At 73.2% G+C, this 16,756-nt stretch carries 15 protein-coding genes; 8 read left to right on the top strand and 7 right to left on the bottom strand.

Annotated features, from left to right (window positions below; translation table 11 throughout):
- Positions 1-50 precede the first annotated feature (50 nt).
- Together AB0G59_RS21555 and AB0G59_RS21560 are read right to left on the bottom strand one after the other, a co-directional pair.
- Positions 51-1,070: a 2-oxoglutarate and iron-dependent oxygenase domain-containing protein gene (locus AB0G59_RS21555; RefSeq protein WP_360913879.1), complete on the bottom strand. Its 1,020-nt coding sequence runs from the start codon at positions 1,068-1,070 to the stop codon at positions 51-53.
- Between the two features lie 328 nt (positions 1,071-1,398).
- Positions 1,399-1,713: an antibiotic biosynthesis monooxygenase gene (locus AB0G59_RS21560; RefSeq protein ID WP_360913881.1), complete on the bottom strand. Its 315-nt coding sequence runs from the start codon at positions 1,711-1,713 to the stop codon at positions 1,399-1,401.
- Positions 1,714-2,051: 338 nt separating this feature from the next.
- Here AB0G59_RS21560 and AB0G59_RS21565 point away from each other — a divergent pair, with 338 nt between their 5' ends.
- The 6 genes from AB0G59_RS21565 to AB0G59_RS21590 all read left to right on the top strand — a co-directional run bounded on the left by AB0G59_RS21565 (position 2,052) and on the right by AB0G59_RS21590 (position 7,389).
- Complete coding sequence (locus AB0G59_RS21565; RefSeq protein ID WP_360913883.1) at positions 2,052-2,483, top strand: rodlin; 432 nt, start codon at positions 2,052-2,054, stop codon at positions 2,481-2,483.
- 182 nt (positions 2,484-2,665) lie between these two features.
- Positions 2,666-3,352, top strand: coding sequence for a DedA family protein (locus AB0G59_RS21570; RefSeq protein ID WP_360913885.1), 687 nt, complete (start codon positions 2,666-2,668; stop codon positions 3,350-3,352).
- Positions 3,349-4,023, top strand: a complete 675-nt coding sequence (locus AB0G59_RS21575) for a phosphatase PAP2 family protein (RefSeq protein ID WP_360913887.1) — start codon at positions 3,349-3,351, stop codon at positions 4,021-4,023. Before AB0G59_RS21570 ends, AB0G59_RS21575 begins: the two co-directional genes overlap by 4 nt.
- Positions 4,020-4,736: a phosphatase PAP2 family protein gene (locus AB0G59_RS21580; RefSeq protein WP_360913889.1), complete on the top strand. Its 717-nt coding sequence runs from the start codon at positions 4,020-4,022 to the stop codon at positions 4,734-4,736. The genes AB0G59_RS21575 and AB0G59_RS21580 overlap by 4 nt, the downstream gene beginning before the upstream one ends.
- Positions 4,737-4,871: 135 nt before the next feature.
- Positions 4,872-6,071 carry a cytochrome P450 gene (locus AB0G59_RS21585; RefSeq protein ID WP_360913891.1) on the top strand — a complete coding sequence of 400 codons (1,200 nt, stop codon included), beginning with the start codon at positions 4,872-4,874 and terminating at the stop codon, positions 6,069-6,071.
- A gap of 19 nt (positions 6,072-6,090) precedes the next feature.
- Complete coding sequence (locus AB0G59_RS21590) at positions 6,091-7,389, top strand: DUF1343 domain-containing protein (RefSeq protein ID WP_360913893.1); 1,299 nt, start codon at positions 6,091-6,093, stop codon at positions 7,387-7,389.
- 7 nt (positions 7,390-7,396) lie between these two features.
- On the opposite strand, the gene AB0G59_RS21595 is transcribed toward AB0G59_RS21590, so the two are convergent.
- The 4 genes from AB0G59_RS21595 to AB0G59_RS21610 all read right to left on the bottom strand — a co-directional run bounded on the left by AB0G59_RS21595 (position 7,397) and on the right by AB0G59_RS21610 (position 11,831).
- Positions 7,397-8,329: a polysaccharide deacetylase family protein gene (locus AB0G59_RS21595; protein ID WP_360913895.1), complete on the bottom strand. Its 933-nt coding sequence runs from the start codon at positions 8,327-8,329 to the stop codon at positions 7,397-7,399.
- A 187-nt stretch (positions 8,330-8,516) separates the two neighbouring features.
- Positions 8,517-9,593: a YncE family protein gene (locus AB0G59_RS21600; RefSeq protein ID WP_360913897.1), complete on the bottom strand. Its 1,077-nt coding sequence runs from the start codon at positions 9,591-9,593 to the stop codon at positions 8,517-8,519.
- Positions 9,594-9,754: 161 nt separating this feature from the next.
- A complete protein-coding gene (locus AB0G59_RS21605; protein ID WP_360913899.1) occupies positions 9,755-10,864 on the bottom strand; it encodes an isoaspartyl peptidase/L-asparaginase in 1,110 nt (369 codons plus the stop codon).
- A gap of 100 nt (positions 10,865-10,964) precedes the next feature.
- On the bottom strand, positions 10,965-11,831 hold the full coding sequence (locus tag AB0G59_RS21610) for a diaminopimelate epimerase (protein ID WP_360913901.1): 867 nt from the start codon (positions 11,829-11,831) through the stop codon (positions 10,965-10,967).
- Positions 11,832-12,184: 353 nt separating this feature from the next.
- Here AB0G59_RS21610 and AB0G59_RS21615 point away from each other — a divergent pair, with 353 nt between their 5' ends.
- Entirely contained in the window at positions 12,185-13,501 is a 1,317-nt protein-coding gene (locus AB0G59_RS21615) for an NB-ARC domain-containing protein (RefSeq protein ID WP_360913903.1), read from the top strand.
- Here AB0G59_RS21615 and AB0G59_RS21620 read toward each other — a convergent pair.
- On the bottom strand, positions 13,486-14,241 hold the full coding sequence (locus AB0G59_RS21620; RefSeq protein ID WP_360913905.1) for an SDR family oxidoreductase: 756 nt from the start codon (positions 14,239-14,241) through the stop codon (positions 13,486-13,488). The genes AB0G59_RS21615 and AB0G59_RS21620 overlap by 16 nt on opposite strands.
- 121 nt (positions 14,242-14,362) lie before the next feature.
- Between AB0G59_RS21620 and fhuB the strand changes: the two genes are divergently transcribed.
- Entirely contained in the window at positions 14,363-16,555 is a 2,193-nt protein-coding gene (gene fhuB / locus AB0G59_RS21625; protein ID WP_360913907.1) for a Fe(3+)-hydroxamate ABC transporter permease FhuB, read from the top strand.
- Positions 16,556-16,756: the final 201 nt, after the last annotated feature.

The following is a 16,756-nucleotide window of genomic DNA, read 5'->3' on the forward strand; positions in this document are numbered from 1 at the left end:
TATAAACCCTTGATCAGCGGGCTTGTCTGGCTGGGGGTGTGATCTCGGCGTCAGACGGCGGGCGTGGCGGCGCCCTCCAGCAGGTCCGCGTGGTGGCGGCGGGCGACCCCGGGGTGGGCGCGGAGCCAGCCCTTGATCTCGTTGCGGCCGTACTCGGCGAACAGCGGGTTCGTCTCGTCCTGGGTGACGCCGGGGGCCTTGTCGGCGTGCGGGAAGGGCACGGGCTCGATGCGGGCGTCCAGGCGGGGGTTGTAGAAGAACGGGACGGAGAAGCGCTCCCGGGTGCCGGGCGGGCTGACCACCCGGTGGTTGGTGGCCTTGAGGTAGCCGTTGGTGGCGACCTCGAGCAGCTCGCCCAGGTTGATCACGAAGGCGCCGGGCAGCGGCGGCACGTCGATGAAGTCGCCGTCGGGGTTCTCGACCTGGAGGCCGCCGACCTGGTCCTGCAGGAGCAGGGTCAGGAAGCCGTAGTCCTTGTGGGCGCCCACGCCCTGGGCGGCGCCGTCGGGGGCGCTGCCGGGGTAGCGGACCAGCTTCAGGTGCAGGTGGGGACGGTCGGCGAAGGCCTTGTCGTAGAAGTCCGCGGGGGCGCCGATCGCGGCGAGCAGCTCGTGCAGCAGCCGCTCGGCGACCGAGCTCAGCCGGTCGACCCAGTGCAGGGCGGCGGTGCGCAGCTCCGGGAGGGCGTCGGGCCACTGGTTGGGGCCCTCCAGCCACCAGTAGCCGGGCTCGTCGGGGCCGGGGTTGCGGGGGGCGCGCTCGGCGCCGATGTCGAGCTGGTCCCGCCAGTCGCGGCTGCCGCCGGTGCGCTCGTCGCCGATGCGGGTGTAGCCGCGGAAATGGGGGGAGTTGAGGTTGCTGATCGCCAGCCGGTCGGCCTCGGGGAGGGCGAAGAACGCGCGCATCGTGCGCATCAGTTCCTCGGTCTCGGCGGGGGTGATGCCATGGCCGGTCAGATGGAAGAAACCGACGTCGCGGGCGGCGCTGTGCAGCGCGTCGTGGAAGCGCGCACGGGCCTCGGGGCCGGCGGAGGCGGCGGAGAGGTCGAGGACGGGAAGCTCGTTGATCATGAGAGGTCCACAGCGTGAGGGGCCCGGGTAAGCGTCCGGCGGTGGCCGGACGGTCCGCGGGTGCGCCGCAGGGTATGCGGGCAGGGCGGAGCCGGGCAGCGGCTAGGAATAAGGAGAAGCAGAAAAGCAGAAAGAAGACAGACGCGGCCTCGGCCCGGAAAGCGGGCTGGGCACAGGCGTACATATCAGCCGGAGCGGCGACAGGACATGCTCGTGACACGGACGAAGTCCACGTGGCGGCGTTTGACGAGCATGTTCACATCCCCGAGGGTATACGCCCCGGCGGCGTTCCACCGCCCCGACGACAGTGGCGCGCGTCACACGCCGTTCACATTCGGCGCTTGTCGACGACCAGGGTCCGCTCGTAGTGCCGCATCTCCTCGATGTCGTCGGCGTAGGGCCGGACCTCGGCCAGGAAGGGCGGGAAGTGCGGGCCGCCGCGGAACCCCCGCTCGTGGTCCTCCACCGAGGACCACTCGATGCGCAGGATGTAGCGCTCGGGTTCCTCCACTCCGCGCGACAACTCGTAGGCCAGGCACTGGGGCGCGGCGTACAGATGACTGGCGGCCGCCGCGTACGCCTTCTCGAAGGCGGTACGGCGGTCGGGCTCGGCGATGCGGTAGCGAATGTATTCAACGGTCACGCAGACACTCCTCCATCGGCACCGTCGACACGGTCGATTCACCGGGCGTCCAAAAGCCCGCCCGGACGCATCGTGTGGGGGGCGCTGTCCGAGCGGGCCGACGGCTGAGAAACCCGCCGTGTGGCGCACGCTACCAGCCCCGGCGGCGTGCACCCCGCCGCCGTCACTCAATTGAACGCCGCGCCTTCGGAAGGCGTCCATTAATACGGAGTTGACCGCCCCGGCCCGCAAATGGCCCGCTGGCGCGAATGAGTGAAAATCCGGAACTTCTCAATTCGCCTGTAGTTACTCAGGTCGCTTCCCGGTGGGAATCACCGGTCGATCGAAAGGCTATAGACGTGCTCAAGAAGGTACTCGCCACGGCCGCGGTGACTGCTTCCGCGGTCGGCGCCATCACCACCCCCGCGATGGCCATCGGCAACGACCAGGATGTCGCCAACGGCAACGGTGCGAAGACCGGCTACGGCAACACCAAGACCGGGGGCGTGGAAAGCCCGCAGATGAGCCTGATCCAGGGCACGCTCAACAAGCCGTGCCTGGGCATCGGGAAGATCAACCTGCAGGGCCTCCTCGGGGCGGTACCCATCGACCTCCAGGACATTCCGATCCTCACGTCCCAGCAGCAGCAGCAGTGCACGGACAACTCGACGATCAACGACGGCGACGACCCGCTGTCGCACCTCCTGGACGAGATCCCGATCATTTCGGGCAACGGTTCGGGCAACAGCTCGGACGACCACGGTCACGACCACCACGAGGGCGGTCACTGACGACCCCCGCGGTTCCATGGAATCCCCCTGCTCCGGGTGTACGGGCCCCGGGGCGGGGGGATTCTTGTATCTCCGGGCGGCGACGAAATGAACTGCCCACCGTGATCCGGATAATCAGCTTGCCCGGCAATTCCTTTGGGCCGGCCACACGCCCGCCCCCGATCATGGGAGGCCTCGCACTCGTGCTCGTACCATCCGCTCACGCCCTGGCCGTCAACGTCCTGGACGCCTCTTCCCTCCTGGCGGCCTTCGGCGCGCTCGGCATCGCCGTCGTGCTGTTCGCCGAGACCGGTCTGCTCGTCGGCTTCTTCCTGCCCGGCGACTCGCTGCTGTTCACCGCGGGCCTCCTCAGCAGGGCGGGCGCGCACTCCGGGCCGCATCTGGACCTCGCCCAGGTGCTGATCGCGTCCGTGGCCGGCGCGCTGGCCGGCGCGCAGTGCGGATACGCCCTCGGCCGGCGGGGCGGCCGGACCCTGCTGGCCCGCACCCGCAGCAAGAAGGTGTGCGAAGGCGCCGCGCGGGCCGAGGAGTTGCTCGACCGGTACGGGCACGCCCGCGCGATCGTGCTGGCCCGTTTCGTTCCCGTCGTACGGACCGTGCTCAACCCGCTGGCCGGTGCGCTCGGGGTGGCGCCGCGCGTGTTCGCGCTCTGGCAGGTGGCCGGCGGTCTGCTGTGGACGGTGGGGCTGGTCCTCGCCGGCTACGGTCTGGGGTCCGTCGTGCCGGACGTGGACCGCTATCTGCTGCCGATCGTGGGCGTCGTCGTCGCGCTCTCGCTGCTGCCGCTCGCCCTGGAGCTGCTGCGCGGCCGCCGCCGGGCCGCCGCGGAAGCGGGCGCGTCCGCCGGCTCCGACGGAGGAGGACGATGAACGGCATAGCCCTCCTCCAGCTCCACGTCCACCTCCCCGCGCTTCCCGGACTCCCGGTCGCGGGGCTCCCCGTCTTCGACGGCTCGGGCATCGACGGCGGTCTCTACACGCAGATCACCCGGGACGCGCAGCACGCTCCCTGGCTGCTGAACGATACGGTCACCACGTGGTCGGCCTTCGGCCTCGGGCTGTTCGCCGCGCTGATGCTCGCCGCCTGGTGGCAGGCGCGGCGCTCGGACTCCCCGATGATGGCCAGGGCGCTGGCCACGCCTTTGGTGGTGGCGGTCGTCTACGGAGTGGACATGATGCTGAGGACGCTGGTGCGCGAGGAGCGGCCCTGCCGGTCGATACCGGGGAGTTTCACGCTGGAGTCGTGCCCGGCCCCGGGCGACTGGTCCTTCCCGAGCAACCACGCGGTGATCGCCTTCGCGGCGGCCGCGGCGCTGTGGCTCGTCGAGCGGCGCCTGGGCGCGGTGGCCGTGCTGGCGGCCGTGGCCATGGCCGCCTCCCGGGTCTGGATCGGCATGCACTACCCGCACGACGTGGCCGGCGGCGCGCTGCTCGGGGTGGCGCTGGCCGTACCGCTGACCGTCTTCGCGACCCGGGGCACCCCATGGGTCGAACGGGCGCGCAAGGGCCGGCTGCGGCCGCTCCTGCTGACCGCCGCGTGACCGGCCCCCGGCCCTCCCGGCGGGCCTGGCTGATCGTCATACCGGCGGTCCTGGCGCTGGCCGTGCTGACGGCTCTGGTGGTGGCCGCGCGGGGCGTGCCCTTCTCCCTGGACGCGGCGCTGCACGACGCGGCGCTCGAGCGGCGGTCCGCCACCGTCGTGGACGCCGCGGTGCTCCTGACCGACACGGGGACGGGCGTCGTCGCCTACGCCCTGGCGGCGCTGGCGGGCTGGATCGCCTGCCGCCGGGCCAGGGTCGTCCTGGCGTCGGTGGCGGTGCTGGCCCTCGGACAGCTGGTGCGGATGACCCTGCGCGTCACGGTGGACCGGCCGCGGCCGCCCCTGGCCGACCGGGTCACGGACTCCTCCGGGGCGGCCTTCCCCTCCGGACACGCCACGACCAGCGCCCTGGTGGCCGGGCTGCTGGCCTGGGCCCTGCTGCGCGTGGCGCCGCCCCTGGCGGGGCGCCTGGCCGCGGCGTGCTGCGCCCTGTGGGCGATCGGGGTGGCCGCCACCCGTGTCTACCTGGGCGTCCACTGGCCCACGGACATCGTCGGGGGCTGGTTGCTGGCCACCTGTTGGCTGGTGCTCACGCTGCCGGTACTGACCGCCTATACCGACGGGCAGTCGGTGCGGGCCGAGCCGCAATCCGCGGACGTCGCGGAGCGCGCCGGGGACCGCGCCGGCGAACGGTCCGGCCGGCCCCGCCCGTAGCCCACCCCTCCCCCGCACCGCACCCCCCTACCGGGGAGCACTCCCCACTCTTCTGGTACGGTCGCGGCACGCCAAATGGGGAGTGATCCCCGATTGGGTCTTCCGGCACTTCGCCGCACGGAGAAGGGAACGCCCGTGTCCGCACCCACGCTCGAGGAACTGACGCCCCCCGGAACGGACTTCGACACCGACCCGCACCCCCTCTACGACCGTCTGCGCGAGCAGGGACCCGTCCACCGGATCCTCACCCCCGACGCCCGCGAGGCCTGGCTCGTCGTCGGGCACGAGGAGGCGCGGGCCGTGCTGGCCGACCCCCGGATGAGCCACGACATCCGCAACTCGCCCTGCTGGGACGGCGACGGCGGCTACAGCATCGGCGTGAACATGCTGCAGACCGATCCCCCGGACCACACCCGTCTGCGCAGGCTGGTCGCCAAGGAGTTCACCGCCCAGCGCATCGAGGCCCTACGCCCCCGGATCCAGCACATCGCCGACCGGCTGCTCGACGACATGCTGCCCCTCGGCCGCGCCGACCTCGTCGAGGCCTTCGCCCTCCCCCTGCCCCTGACCGTCATCTGTGAGCTGCTGGGGGTCCCGGACGCCGACCGTGCCGCCTTCCGCGCGTGGTCGAACGAGATGATCCTGCCCACGACCCCGGAAACGGCGATGGGCGCCCTGCAGGCGATGACCGGCTACCTCGCCGACCTCATCGAGACCAAGCGCCGCCACCCGCGGGAGGACCTCCTCAGCGCCCTGACCCGCACCGCCGACAACGGCGACCGGCTGTCCCCCGCCGAGCTGTCGGGCATGGCGTTCGTCCTGCTCGTCGCCGGCCACGAGACCACCGTCAACCTCATCTCCAGCGGCGTCCACTCCCTGCTGCGCCACCCCGGCCAGCTCGCCGCGCTGCGGGCCGACGGCTCGCTGATGGCCGGCGCGGTCGAGGAGATCCTGCGCCACGACTGCCCGGTGGAGCGGGCCGCCTACCGCTACACCACCGAGCCCGTCGAGATCGGCGGCACCACCGTGCCCGCCGGAGAGGCCGTGATCGTGGTCCTCGCGGCCGCGGCCCACGACCCGCGGCGCTTCGCCGAGCCCGGCCGGTTCGACATCCACCGCGAAGCACGCGGCCACCTCGCCTTCGGCCACGGCATCCACCACTGCCTCGGCGCCTCCCTCGCCCGGATGGAGGCGTCCATCGCCCTGGAGACCCTCCTGCGACGCTGCCCCGATCTGGCGTTCGACTGCGATCCCGACGATCTCACCTGGCGGCCGAGCCTCATGCTGCGCGGCGTGCACGCCTTGCCGGTGAGATACACGGCCACGGGCCGTTGATGAGCTAATTTGCGGAAGTATGACGGTTTCGCGACGCACCCTGCTGACCACCGGAGCCACCGGAGCGATGTGGCCGGCCGCTCCGGCGGCAGCGACCGGGGCGCAGCGGACCGCCGTCACCGGGCCCCCCGGCCCCGCGGCCCGGGCCGGCTCCGCCCCACGGATGCGCACCGGCTTCGAACGGCTCGCCGCGGACGGCTACCGGCTGCTGACCGGGCAGCGCGTGGGGATCATCACCAACCAGAGCGGCATCACGTCCGACGCGCGGGGCGTCGTCGACATCATGCACGCCGACCGCCGCGTACGGCTGACCGCCGTCTTCGGCGCCGAGCACGGCTACCGGGGCACTCCGCAGGCGGGGCTCTCGGAGGGCGACTACACCGATCCCGCGACGAAGCTGCCCGTCCTCGACACCTACCGCAAGAGCGGGCAGCGGCTCGCGGACGTCTTCACCAAGGCCGGCGTCGACACGCTCGTCTACGACAGCCAGGACGCGGGCGCCCGCTTCTACACCTGCATCTGGACGCTCTACGACTGCATGGTGGCGGCCGCCCTGGCCGGCAAGCGCTTCGTCGTGCTCGACCGGCCCAACCCCGTCTCGGGCCGTGAGGCGTACGGGCCCGTGCTCGACCCGCGCTACGCCACGTTCATCGGGCGGGCGCCGATCGCCCAGGCGCACGGCATGACCGTCGGTGAGCTGGCACTGCTCTACAACGGCGAGTTCCTGCGGGCGGCGGCCGGCCGGCCGGTGGAACTGGAGGTGGTGGAGATGTCGGGCTGGCGGCGCGCCGACTTCTTCGACGCCACGGGGCTGCCCTGGGTGCCGCCCAGCCCCAACATGGCCACCCCCGACACCGCTCTGGTCTACGCGGGCACGGGCCTGTTCGAGGGCACCACCATGTCCGAGGGGCGCGGCACGGTCCGGCCCTTCGAGATGCTCGGCGCCGAGGGCCTCGACGGCCGCTGGGCGGAGGCGGCCAACACCGCCGGGCTGCGGGGGGTCCGCTTCCGGGAGGCCTATTACGTGCCGACCTTCGGCGCGTTCCAGGGCAGGACGGTGGGTGGTCTGCACATCCACGTCCACGACCGGGCCGCCTACGACCCGGTCCGCACGGCGGTGGCGCTGCTCGTCACCGCCAAGCGGACGTGGCGCGGCTTCGCCTGGCGCCCGGACCGCTTCATCGACAAGCTGTCCGGATCGTCCCGGCTGCGCACCATGATCGACGCGGGGGCCGGCACGGACGACGTGACCGGCGCCTGGCAGGAGGAGCTCACGGCGTTCCGGGCGGTGCGCCGCAGGTATCTGCGCTACCGCTGACCGGTGGTCAGCAGTCGAGGGGGAAGGGGACCTGGTCGGTGACCGGTCCGTTGTTGCGGCAGATGCCGTAGCCCTGGCTCTGCAGGTCGCTGATGATGCCCGGCAGGGCGTCGGGGAAGTTGCTGAACAGGTGTCCGAGGACGACGCCGTTGTTCTTCTCCTCCGGCGTGGCGTCGCGGACGCTCGCCCGGATCTCCTCCACGCTGCGGGGCCTGCCGTCGACCTTCTCCCAGTCGTGGGTGTCGATGGTCCAGTTGCAGATCCGGAAGCCGAGGTCGGCCGCGACGTCGCGCTCCCGCTCGTCGGCGGCGCCGTAGGGCGGGCGGAGCAGGTTGCCGGGCACGCCCTGGCGGATCTCGTCCAGCAGGACGTCGTCGTCCAGGCTGGGCAGCTTGCGGTGGGAGAAGGAGTGGTTGGCCACCCAGTGGCCCTGCTGTCGCAGGGTCGCGGTGATCTGGGGGTACTGGGCGGCGAACTTGCCGATGAGGAAGAAGGCCGCGCGCACCCCCTGGGCCTGCAGCTGGGCGCCGATGCGCACCGACCGCTGCGGGTCGTTGTACGGCCAGTCGTCCAGCGTCAGCAGCACCCGTCCGGACGTATTGCCGCACCGCTCGCGGTCCCAGACCCCGTCCGCCTCCGGGGTACGGGGCCGGGTGACCGCGCCCGCGCCGTCACCCTCCTGCGGCACCGCGTCGGTGCCGCCGCCCGCCTTGCCGGCCGGGCCGTCGACGCGCTTGCCGACGGCCTGGCCCGGGCAGGCCGGATTGTTCCCGGCGCCGCCCAGGGGGCCGCACTCCATGGGGTCGTCGTCCACCGCGTGCGCCATGTACGCCGAGCAGGCCACCAGTACGGAGACGGTCAGGGCCGTCTTCAGCGGAGCCCGCCGGCGGCGCCGGTGGCGCCCGCGGCCACGCCGGAAGACGTCACGGTATCCGGACATGCACGACTCCTCACGGGTGACGGACCGCCAGCAGCACGCGGCCCGTCACCTCACCCCGGCGGCGACGCCGGTTCGATGATCTTGACACCCACCCTCAGGGCATGTGACGGCTCCCGCAACCGCGGGCAGCGCCGCGGTTCGCCCGCCCGGGTGGCGCGCCGGGCCGCCCGAAACCCCCTGCGGCGCCTCAGTCCTGGGCCGCGGGCACGTAAGCCAGCCCGTGGGCCCCCGCTTCGCCCGCCCGGTCGACGGTGAGGGTGGTGATCACCTCCATGCGCTCCAGATCGACCACGGTCACCGTGCTGGACATGACGTTCGACACGTAACCCACTGAGCCGTCCGGCGAAGAGGTGATCGTCAGCGGGAACCGGCCGACCTCCACCTGGCCCACCGGCCGGTGTGTCCCCGGCGCGAAGACGTGCAGCACGCCGTCGGTCTGCTTGCCGAGCACGCTGCCGGGCTCCACGGCCACCCGCAGCTCCCCGGCGAGCACGGCCCCGGTGGCCGTGGTGTGCACGGGGAAGACCACTCCTTCGGTGGGCAGGGTGCGGACGACCTCGCCCTTGGCTATGTCGATCACGCGTACGCCCGGCTGTGCGGCGGGCGGGGTGTGGAAGTCGCCCTTGGGCGCGGCGACGTAGAGGTACCGGCCGTCGGGCGAGACGTCCAGGCCCTCGCTGCCGGGCACCTCGATCCGGCCAGTGAACTCCTGGCTCTCGAGGTCGACGACGGAGACGAAGGGCGCCTCCTTGTTGGTGGAGTAGCCACGGCGCCCGTCCGGGGTGATCGCGAACCAGTGCGGTCCGTCGGCCATGACCGGGATCCTGCCGATGCGCTCGCGGGTCTGCGCGTCGTAGACGATCACCCCGCCGGGCGCGGTGTCGGTGGCCTCGACGCTGACGTACAGGCGGGCGCGGGCGCGGTCCAGGGCGATTCCGTGGGGCGCGTGATCGGGCGCGGTGTCGAGGGTGTCCACGATCGTGCGGGTGTCGGGGTCGATGACGGTGACGCTACGGGCCCGGCCCTGGTGCGCGTTGTAGTAGCCGGAGACGTAGGTGCTGACGCAGTACAGCAGGCGGCGGTCCGCGTCGAAGAGCAACTCGTGGGGCTGGGCGGGGACTTCGAGGACGTCGAGCCGCTCGTAGGTGACGGCGTCGAAGAAGGTGACGCTCGGGCCGCTCTGGCTGACGACCGCCAGCACGTCGCGCGCCGCGGCGGCCTTGGTGGGGTGCGTTCCGGTGGGGTTCTTCTCGGTGGAGTTCATGAACGGGATCCTCGGCGCACCCACCGCACGACTCCAGTGCAACGTCGTCAACGCAGCTTTGCGGCCCGTGCATTCGCCCTGGTGGCGGGCCGGATGACGGCCCCGGCCCGTGACCGGCGCCACACGTCCGCATCAGGTCCGGCGGTGCCCGTGACGCCCGTTCACCGCCCGCCGTCGTCCTCGTCCGGGAACACCCGCGTGACGATCCGGCCGTCGGCCGTCGCATAGCCGTGCAGCATCCCCTCGCTGCTGTGCGGGGCGGCGTACGTGCCGCGGGAGTCCAGCGCGATCACGCCTCCCGTGCCGCCCAGCTTCGGCAGCCTCCGGATCACGACCTCGTGGGCGGCCTCGGCCACGTCCATTCCGCCGAACTCCATCAGGTGGGAGATCGTCGCGGTCGCCGCGCCCCGGATGAAGACCTCGCCCTGGCCCGTGGCGCTCGCGGCGACGTTGCCGTTCTTGGCGTAGGTGCCGGCGCCCACCACCGGCGAGTCGCCGACGCGGCCCGCCATCTTGTTGGTCATGCCGCCGGTGGAGGTGGCGGCGGCGAGACCGCGGCGGGTGTCGAGGGCGACCGCGCCGACCGTGCCGGTGGTGCTCGCGCCGGGGGTGCGTGCCGCCGGGCGCGTCCCCTTGGCCTTCATCAGTTCGTCCCACCGCTGCTGGGTCCAGAAGTAGTCCTGCGTCACGGGCGTGAGCCCGCTGCGCGCGGCGAAGGCGTCGGCCGCCTCGCCGGCGAGCATCACGTGCCGGGTCCTCTCCATCACCAGGCGGGCGGCGGAGACGGGGTTGCGTACGTGGCGCACTCCGGCGACGGCGCCGGCCGCCTGGTCCGAGCCGCGCATGACCGAGGCGTCGAGTTCATGGCCGGCGTCCTCGGTGAACACCGCGCCCTTGCCGGCGTTGAACAGCGGGTCGTCCTCCAGGACGCGCACGGCCGCCTCGACGGCGGCCACGCTGTCGCCGCCGTCGCGCAGCACCTTCGCTCCCGCGCGCAGCGCGGCGGCGAGCCCGTCGCGGTAGGCCTTCTCCGTCCGGGCGTCGGTGTCCTCCCGCCGCAGCGCGGTCCCCGCGCCGCCGTGCACGGCCAGGACGACGTCCCGGGCCTGGGGCCGGGGTGCGCCCCCGCCGCTGTCGCGGGCCGCCGCGGCGGCGGGTTCCGTGCCGCCGCCGGCGCGGTGCGGCAGGGCGGGCAGCGCCATGACGGCGGTCACGAGCAGGAGGAGCAGGGGGACGATCCACGGTCTGCCGGTCGCTCGAAGCGGGCGCATGACTTCCCCTCGGTCGCGGTGGTGGGTCCGCTACGACCTTGGGCACCGCGCCCGCCGTTGTCCATACGGCGTTCGCCCTCGTCTCCGGGAGCGCCCCCGCTCACAGCGAGGCCAGCCAGCGGGCGTCCAGGACGCCCTCGGAGGTGATGCCGGCCGGGCCCGTCAGGAGCGTCGGCTCGTTCCCGCCGAGGGTGACCGACAGCGGCCCCGAGGCGCTCTCCACGACCGAGGGGCCCCCACGGCCGGTGGTGTGCTGGACCGCCGCGGCCGCCGCGCACACGGCGCTGCCGCGGGAGGGCAACTCCCCCAGGCGCGGGCGGTGGACGCGGACGCGGAGTCTGCCGGTGGGCAGGACGTTGACGAACGACAGGGCCACGTCCGGGACCATGGCGCCGGAGGCGTCCGGGAAGTCGGCCAGGTCGAGCCGGGGCTCGCGGGTCAGGTCCAGGCCGGACACGGGCAGTTCGGTGGGGCAGACCAGGTGCAGGCTGTCCAGCGCCACGGCCGTCCCGGTGAAGGCGTACCCGTCCAGCGTCACCTCGGATGGGCCGAGGATGCGCGGGGGCGGCAGTTCCACCGTCGTCCGGCCGCCGGCGCCGACCGTGGCGCGCGCGTCGCCGCCGCGCGTACCGAGCCGGATCTCCCCCGGCGGGGCCAGGCCGACCGCGGTGAGGTAGCGGGCGACGAGGCCGAGGCCGGGGCCGCACGTCAGGGCGTGGGAGCCGTCGGGGTTGCGCACGTCGGCGAACCAGTCGCCGCGCGGCCTGCCGGGCGGACGGTCGCGCGGGGTCCGGACCAGGCGCAGCAGCGCGTCGCCGCCCAGCCCGGTGCGTGGATCGCACAGGGCGCGCACGGCGTCGTCGCAGAGGCGGATCCGGTCGTCGGGGTCGAGCAGGAGGAGGAATCCGTCGCCGCAGCAGTGGCCCTTGGCGTACCGCGGCCCCGGCTCAACGCAGGGCCGGGGCATGGGGGTTCCGGCTCCGGGCGATCGCTTCGAGCTGGGGAGCCATCGGCCACCTTCCCGGTACGTGGACGGCACGGCGGGCCCGTGGCCGCTTCCGCGGAATCCTCGGGCCGGTGGGCGGCGGCGCGCAACGCGTTCCCCGCTGCCCGCGTCCCGATCGCCGGCCGGCTTCCGGTCGGTGGCCCGGAACCTCCGGAGAACCACCGGCTCGCTGCCGCTCGCTTTTCGGGGCGGATTTCACTGAGCGTGCGCAACCACCGTGAAGCACGACAAGGGGCGCGGTCGGGGGCATCTTGACTGGGGGAGCCACGCTTCTAACCTGGGGTCAGCCGTATACGGCCGAGGGGGAATCGAAGGTGGTTGACGGGGGCCAGGGGCTTTCGTTCGGCCCGCTGCTGCGCCGCTGCCGGCTCGCGGCCGGCATGACCCAGGCGGAGCTCGCGGGCGCGTCGGGGCTGAGCGTGCGCGCCATCAGCGACATGGAGCGCGGCCGGACCGGTCGTCCGCAGCGCAAGTCCGTGGAGTTGCTGGCCGGGGCGCTCGGCCGGGGCGGGGAGGGCGCCCGGGGGCTCGTCGAAGCGGCCAGGGCCGCCCGGCTCGCGCCGGAGCGCGATCCGCTGCCGTTCGACGGCTTCGCTCCCGCCTGTGAACTGCCGCCGGACATTCCCGACTTCACCGCCCGTGAGCAGGCCTTGCGGCGGCTGGGCAGCGCGTTGTCCCCCGGGGGGCGCCGGCCCGCCGGGGCACCGCCGTCCGGGCAGCGGCTGACGCTCGTCGTCGGCCTTCCCGGCGCGGGCAAGACCGCTCTGGCCGTGCACGCCGCCCACCTGTCGCGCTCCCGCTTCCCCGACGGCCAGATCTACGTCGACCTGGCCCCGGCCGGCCGGCCCGCGCACGGGCCCCACGAGGTGGTGCGCCGGATCCTGCAGTCGCTCGGGGCCGCGGACGGCGCGGCGGCGCCGCTGGAGGAGGCCAGCGCCAGGCTGCGGGCGGTGCTGGCGCGCAGACGGGTGCTCATCGTGCTCGACGACGCCGTCTCGGAGGGGCAGATCCGCTGCGCCCGCCCGGCGGTCGGCGAGTCGGCCGTCATCGCGACGTGCCGCCGCCGGCTCACGGCGCTGGCGGGCGCCGAGTGCGTCGAGGCGCCTCCCTTCAGCCCCGAGGAGTCGCTCGCGTTCCTGGCGAGGATGCTCGGGGAGGACCGCGTCCGTGCGGAGCGTTCCGACGCCGCCCTGGTGGCGGAGTGGTGCGGCCATCTGCCGCTCGCCCTGAGGGTGGTCGGCTGCCGGTTGCTGGCCCGGCCGCACTGGACGATGCGCACGCTCGCCGACGAGGTGCTGCACGATCCGCGGACCCGGCTGCGGGAGCTGAGCTCGGGCGATCTGACGGTGCGGTCCGTGATGGCGGCGGCGTTCGGCGCGCTGGACGCGCGGACGCGCTCCGCGCTGCGGACGCTGGCGGCGGACCGGACGCCGGACTTCAGCCCGCACAGCGCCGCGGCGACGCTGGGGTGCAGCGTGGCCCGCGCGCACCGGATCATCGGTGACCTGATGGACGGCCAGCTCGTGGAGGTCCTGGACGGCCCGCCCGGGGACCCGCGCTGCCTCATCCCGCCGGTGGTGCGCCTGTTCGCCTTCGAGGAGGCCGGGCCCGCCGGTCAGCGGGTGGTGTAGCCGCCGTTGACGAAGAGGGTCTGCCCGTTGAGCCACCAGCCGTCGGTGAGCAGGAACTTCACATAGGGCACGATGTCCTCGATCTTGGTGAGCTCGCCGTTCATCGCCGAGGACTTGTGGTAGGCGATCGAGTCGTCGGTCTCGGCGGGGTAGAAGAAGCCGGTGTCCATCGGTCCGGGGGCGATGTTGTTGACCGAGATGCCGCGGCCGAACAGCTCCTTGGACAGGGCCCGGGTGAAGTGCTCGACGGGCGCCTTGCTGCCCGCGTAGACGGAGTACAGGCCGGTGTAGGCGGCCAGCAGCGAGGTGACGATGGTGACGATCTTCCCGCCGTCCTCCAGCCGCCGGGCCGCCTCCTGCATCATGAAGTAGGCCGCCTTGGAGTTGACGGCGAACATCCTGTCGTATTCGGCCTCGGTGACCTGCGTCATCGGCTTCTTGATGACCATGCCGGCCGTGTTCACCATGCAGTCGACCTTGTCGAACGCCCCGACCGCTACCTCGAAGAGCCCCTCGACCTCGGAGACCTGCGTCAGGTCGGCCTCGTGGACCACCGCCTCGCCGCCCGCCGCCCTGACCGCGTCGGCGGTCTGCTGCGCCCCTTCCTTGGAGGAGGGGCTGTTGTAGTGGACGACGACCTTGGCGCCGTCGGCGGCGACTTCCCGCGCGACGAGGCTGCCGAGGTTCCTCGACGCGCCCCCGATGACGACGACCTTGTCCTTCAGCGTTCGGGTGGGCATGCGCCTCTCCTCGGGGGACGACTGCGGAACGACGCCCACTTTATTGCGGTGTGTCCGCATTCGCATGCCGATGCCCTTGAGGCCCTCCGGGCCTCACATATCATTAGGCTAGCCTTACCTTATGACTTTGTCGCACGTGGACACCGAGGCGGAAGCCGTCGACGACCAGGCACTTTCCAGACCGTCGCACGGCCGCCGGACCCTTCTGGTCGCCTCCGCCTCCCTGCTGCTGGCCGTCCTCGTGCTCGCCGCCCTCTCCCTGTCCGTCGGCGCGGGAGAAGTCGGGCCGGGCGACGTACTGGACTACCTCCTCGGCCGCGACGGCGCACGCGACAACTCCCGTCTGTCCCTGGTCGTCGGGGACCTGCGGCTCCCCCGCACCCTCACCGCCCTGCTCGTCGGCGCGGCGCTCGGCACGTCCGGCAGCCTGCTCCAGGCCGTCACCCGCAACCCGCTCGCCGAGACGGGCCTGCTGGGCGTCAACGCGGGCGCCTCGCTCGGCGTCGTCGTCGGCATCGCCTTCCTCGGGGTGCAGAGCGGAATGGGCCACCTGCTGTGGGCCTTCGGGGGCGCCATCGTCGCCAGCGGGCTCGTCCTGCTCATCGCGGGGCGGCGCGGCGGCGGTTCACCGATGCGGCTGGTCCTGGCCGGCTCCGCACTGGGCGCCACCTTCGGCGGCGTCACCAGCGTCATCATCGTCAACTCCGCCGAGACCTACGACCGGTTCCGCTTCTGGGTCCTGGGCTCGCTCGCGGGGGTCGAGGGCTACGACAAGCTGACCGGGCTGCTGCCCGTGCTCGCCGTGGGCTTCGTCGTGGCCCTGCTCGTCGCCCGCCCGCTGTCCGCGCTGGCGCTCGGCGACGACCTGGCCCGCGGTCTGGGCCACCGGCCCTCCACCATCCGGGTGGTCGTCGCCGTCGCGGTCACCCTGCTCACCGCGTCCTCCGTCGCCCTGGTCGGCCCCATCTCCTTCCTGGGCCTGCTCGCCGGCTTCCTGGCCCGGGCCGTCACCGGCCCCCGGCTCACCGCGCAGATCGCGCTGGCCGGGCTCATCGGCGCGGGCGTGCTGACCGGCGCCGACGTGCTGGCCCGGGTCGTCTCCCGGCCCTTCGAGGCACCGGTCTCCGTCATCATCGCCCTCATCGGCGCCCCCGTCCTCATCGGCATCGTCCGCTCCCGGCGCATGGGCGCGATGGGCATGACCGACCCCGCCACGCAGGAAGCCGGCCGGCCGCCCCGGCGGCTCCTCCCCCGCATCCCCCGCCCCGCCCAGGGGACGAAGGAACGTTCCGAGAGCCTGGTCGTACGGCGCGGCGCGCTGTCGCTGCTGCTGCCGCGCCGGGCCGCGCTCGCCGCGCTCGCCCTGGCCGCGCTGCTGGTGGCCGCCGTCGTGCTGTCCGCGTACGCCGGCCAGAACGAGATGAGCCTGAGCCGCACCTTCAACGCCGTCTTCGGTTCCGGCGACCACTTCGACGTGCTGATGGTGCAGAAGTTCCGGCTCGGGCGGATCGTCGCCGGCCTCACCGCCGGCGCCGCCCTGGGCCTCGCGGGCTGCCTCACCCAGACCCTCGCCCGCAACCGCCTCGCCACGCCGGAGCTGCTGGGCGTCAACGACGGCGCCACCGCGGCCGTCCTGCTGTCCACGACCCTCACCGGCACCTTCGGCGCCTGGTGGGCGGGCCCGCTGGGCGCCCTCGCGGCCGTCCTCGTCGTCACCACCGTCTCCGGCGGCCTGGGGCAGCGCGGCTACCGCGTCCTCGTCGTCGGCCTGGCCATGTCGGCGCTCGCCTCGGCCGTCACCCAGGTCGTCCTCTCCCGCCGCTCCCTCAACTCCGCGAGCTCCCTGTACGTGTGGACCTCCGGCAGCCTCAACGGGCGCGGCTACTCCGTCGCCGTCCCCGTCCTCATCGGCCTGGCGGTGCTCGTACCGCTCGCGCTCGTCGTCGCGCGCCAGCTCAACGTGCTGCGCTTCGACGACTCCACGGCGTCCTCCCTGGGCGTCGCCCCGGGCCGGGTGCGGCTGGTGTGCCTGCTGCTGGCGGTGGGGCTCGCGGGCCTCGCGGTCGGCATCTGCGGCCCGGTGGGCTTCGTGGCCCTCGCCTCGCCGGTCATCGCGGGGCGGCTGGCCGGGCCGCTGCGGGTGCCGGTGGTGGGGTCGATGCTGACGGGGGCGGTGCTGATCGTGGTGGCGGACACGGTGGGGCGGATCGTCTTCGACGGGGTCGAGGTGCCGGTGGGCATTGTGACGACCGTCTTGGGCGGGCCCTTCCTTCTCTGGGTACTGCTGGGCAGGTCAGCTGCAGCCCGGGTCTAAGGGCCTCCGGCGGTCCTTCCCCACCCCGCCCCTTCCCGAACCGGGGGCTCCGCCCCCCCCCCCGGACCCCCGGTCCTCAAACGCCGGACGGGCTGATTTGTTGCCCGGAACCGGCGGAAAATCCAGCCCGGCCGGCGTTTGAGGCCACCGCGCGAAGCGCGGTCCGGGGTCCGGGGCGCAGCCCCGGGAAACGGTGAAAGG

Origin of the sequence: Streptomyces sp. NPDC021096 (genome assembly GCF_040641275.1) — a bacterium.
Classification (GTDB): domain Bacteria; phylum Actinomycetota; class Actinomycetes; order Streptomycetales; family Streptomycetaceae; genus Streptomyces.

What these genes read in the sequence shown, in the direction of transcription:
- AB0G59_RS21555 (WP_360913879.1), bottom strand. Translation starts at nt 1,070, where the DNA reads ATGATCAACGAGCTTCCCGTCCTCGACCTCTCCGCCGCCTCCGCCGGC.
- AB0G59_RS21575 (WP_360913887.1), top strand. Translation starts at nt 3,349, where the DNA reads ATGAACGGCATAGCCCTCCTCCAGCTCCACGTCCACCTCCCCGCGCTT.
- AB0G59_RS21590 (WP_360913893.1), top strand. Translation starts at nt 6,091, where the DNA reads ATGACGGTTTCGCGACGCACCCTGCTGACCACCGGAGCCACCGGAGCG.
- AB0G59_RS21595 (WP_360913895.1), bottom strand. Translation starts at nt 8,329, where the DNA reads ATGTCCGGATACCGTGACGTCTTCCGGCGTGGCCGCGGGCGCCACCGG.
- AB0G59_RS21600 (WP_360913897.1), bottom strand. Translation starts at nt 9,593, where the DNA reads ATGAACTCCACCGAGAAGAACCCCACCGGAACGCACCCCACCAAGGCC.
- AB0G59_RS21605 (WP_360913899.1), bottom strand. Translation starts at nt 10,864, where the DNA reads ATGCGCCCGCTTCGAGCGACCGGCAGACCGTGGATCGTCCCCCTGCTC.
- AB0G59_RS21610 (WP_360913901.1), bottom strand. Translation starts at nt 11,831, where the DNA reads ATGCCCCGGCCCTGCGTTGAGCCGGGGCCGCGGTACGCCAAGGGCCAC.
- AB0G59_RS21620 (WP_360913905.1), bottom strand. Translation starts at nt 14,241, where the DNA reads ATGCCCACCCGAACGCTGAAGGACAAGGTCGTCGTCATCGGGGGCGCG.
- fhuB (WP_360913907.1), top strand. Translation starts at nt 14,363, where the DNA reads ATGACTTTGTCGCACGTGGACACCGAGGCGGAAGCCGTCGACGACCAG.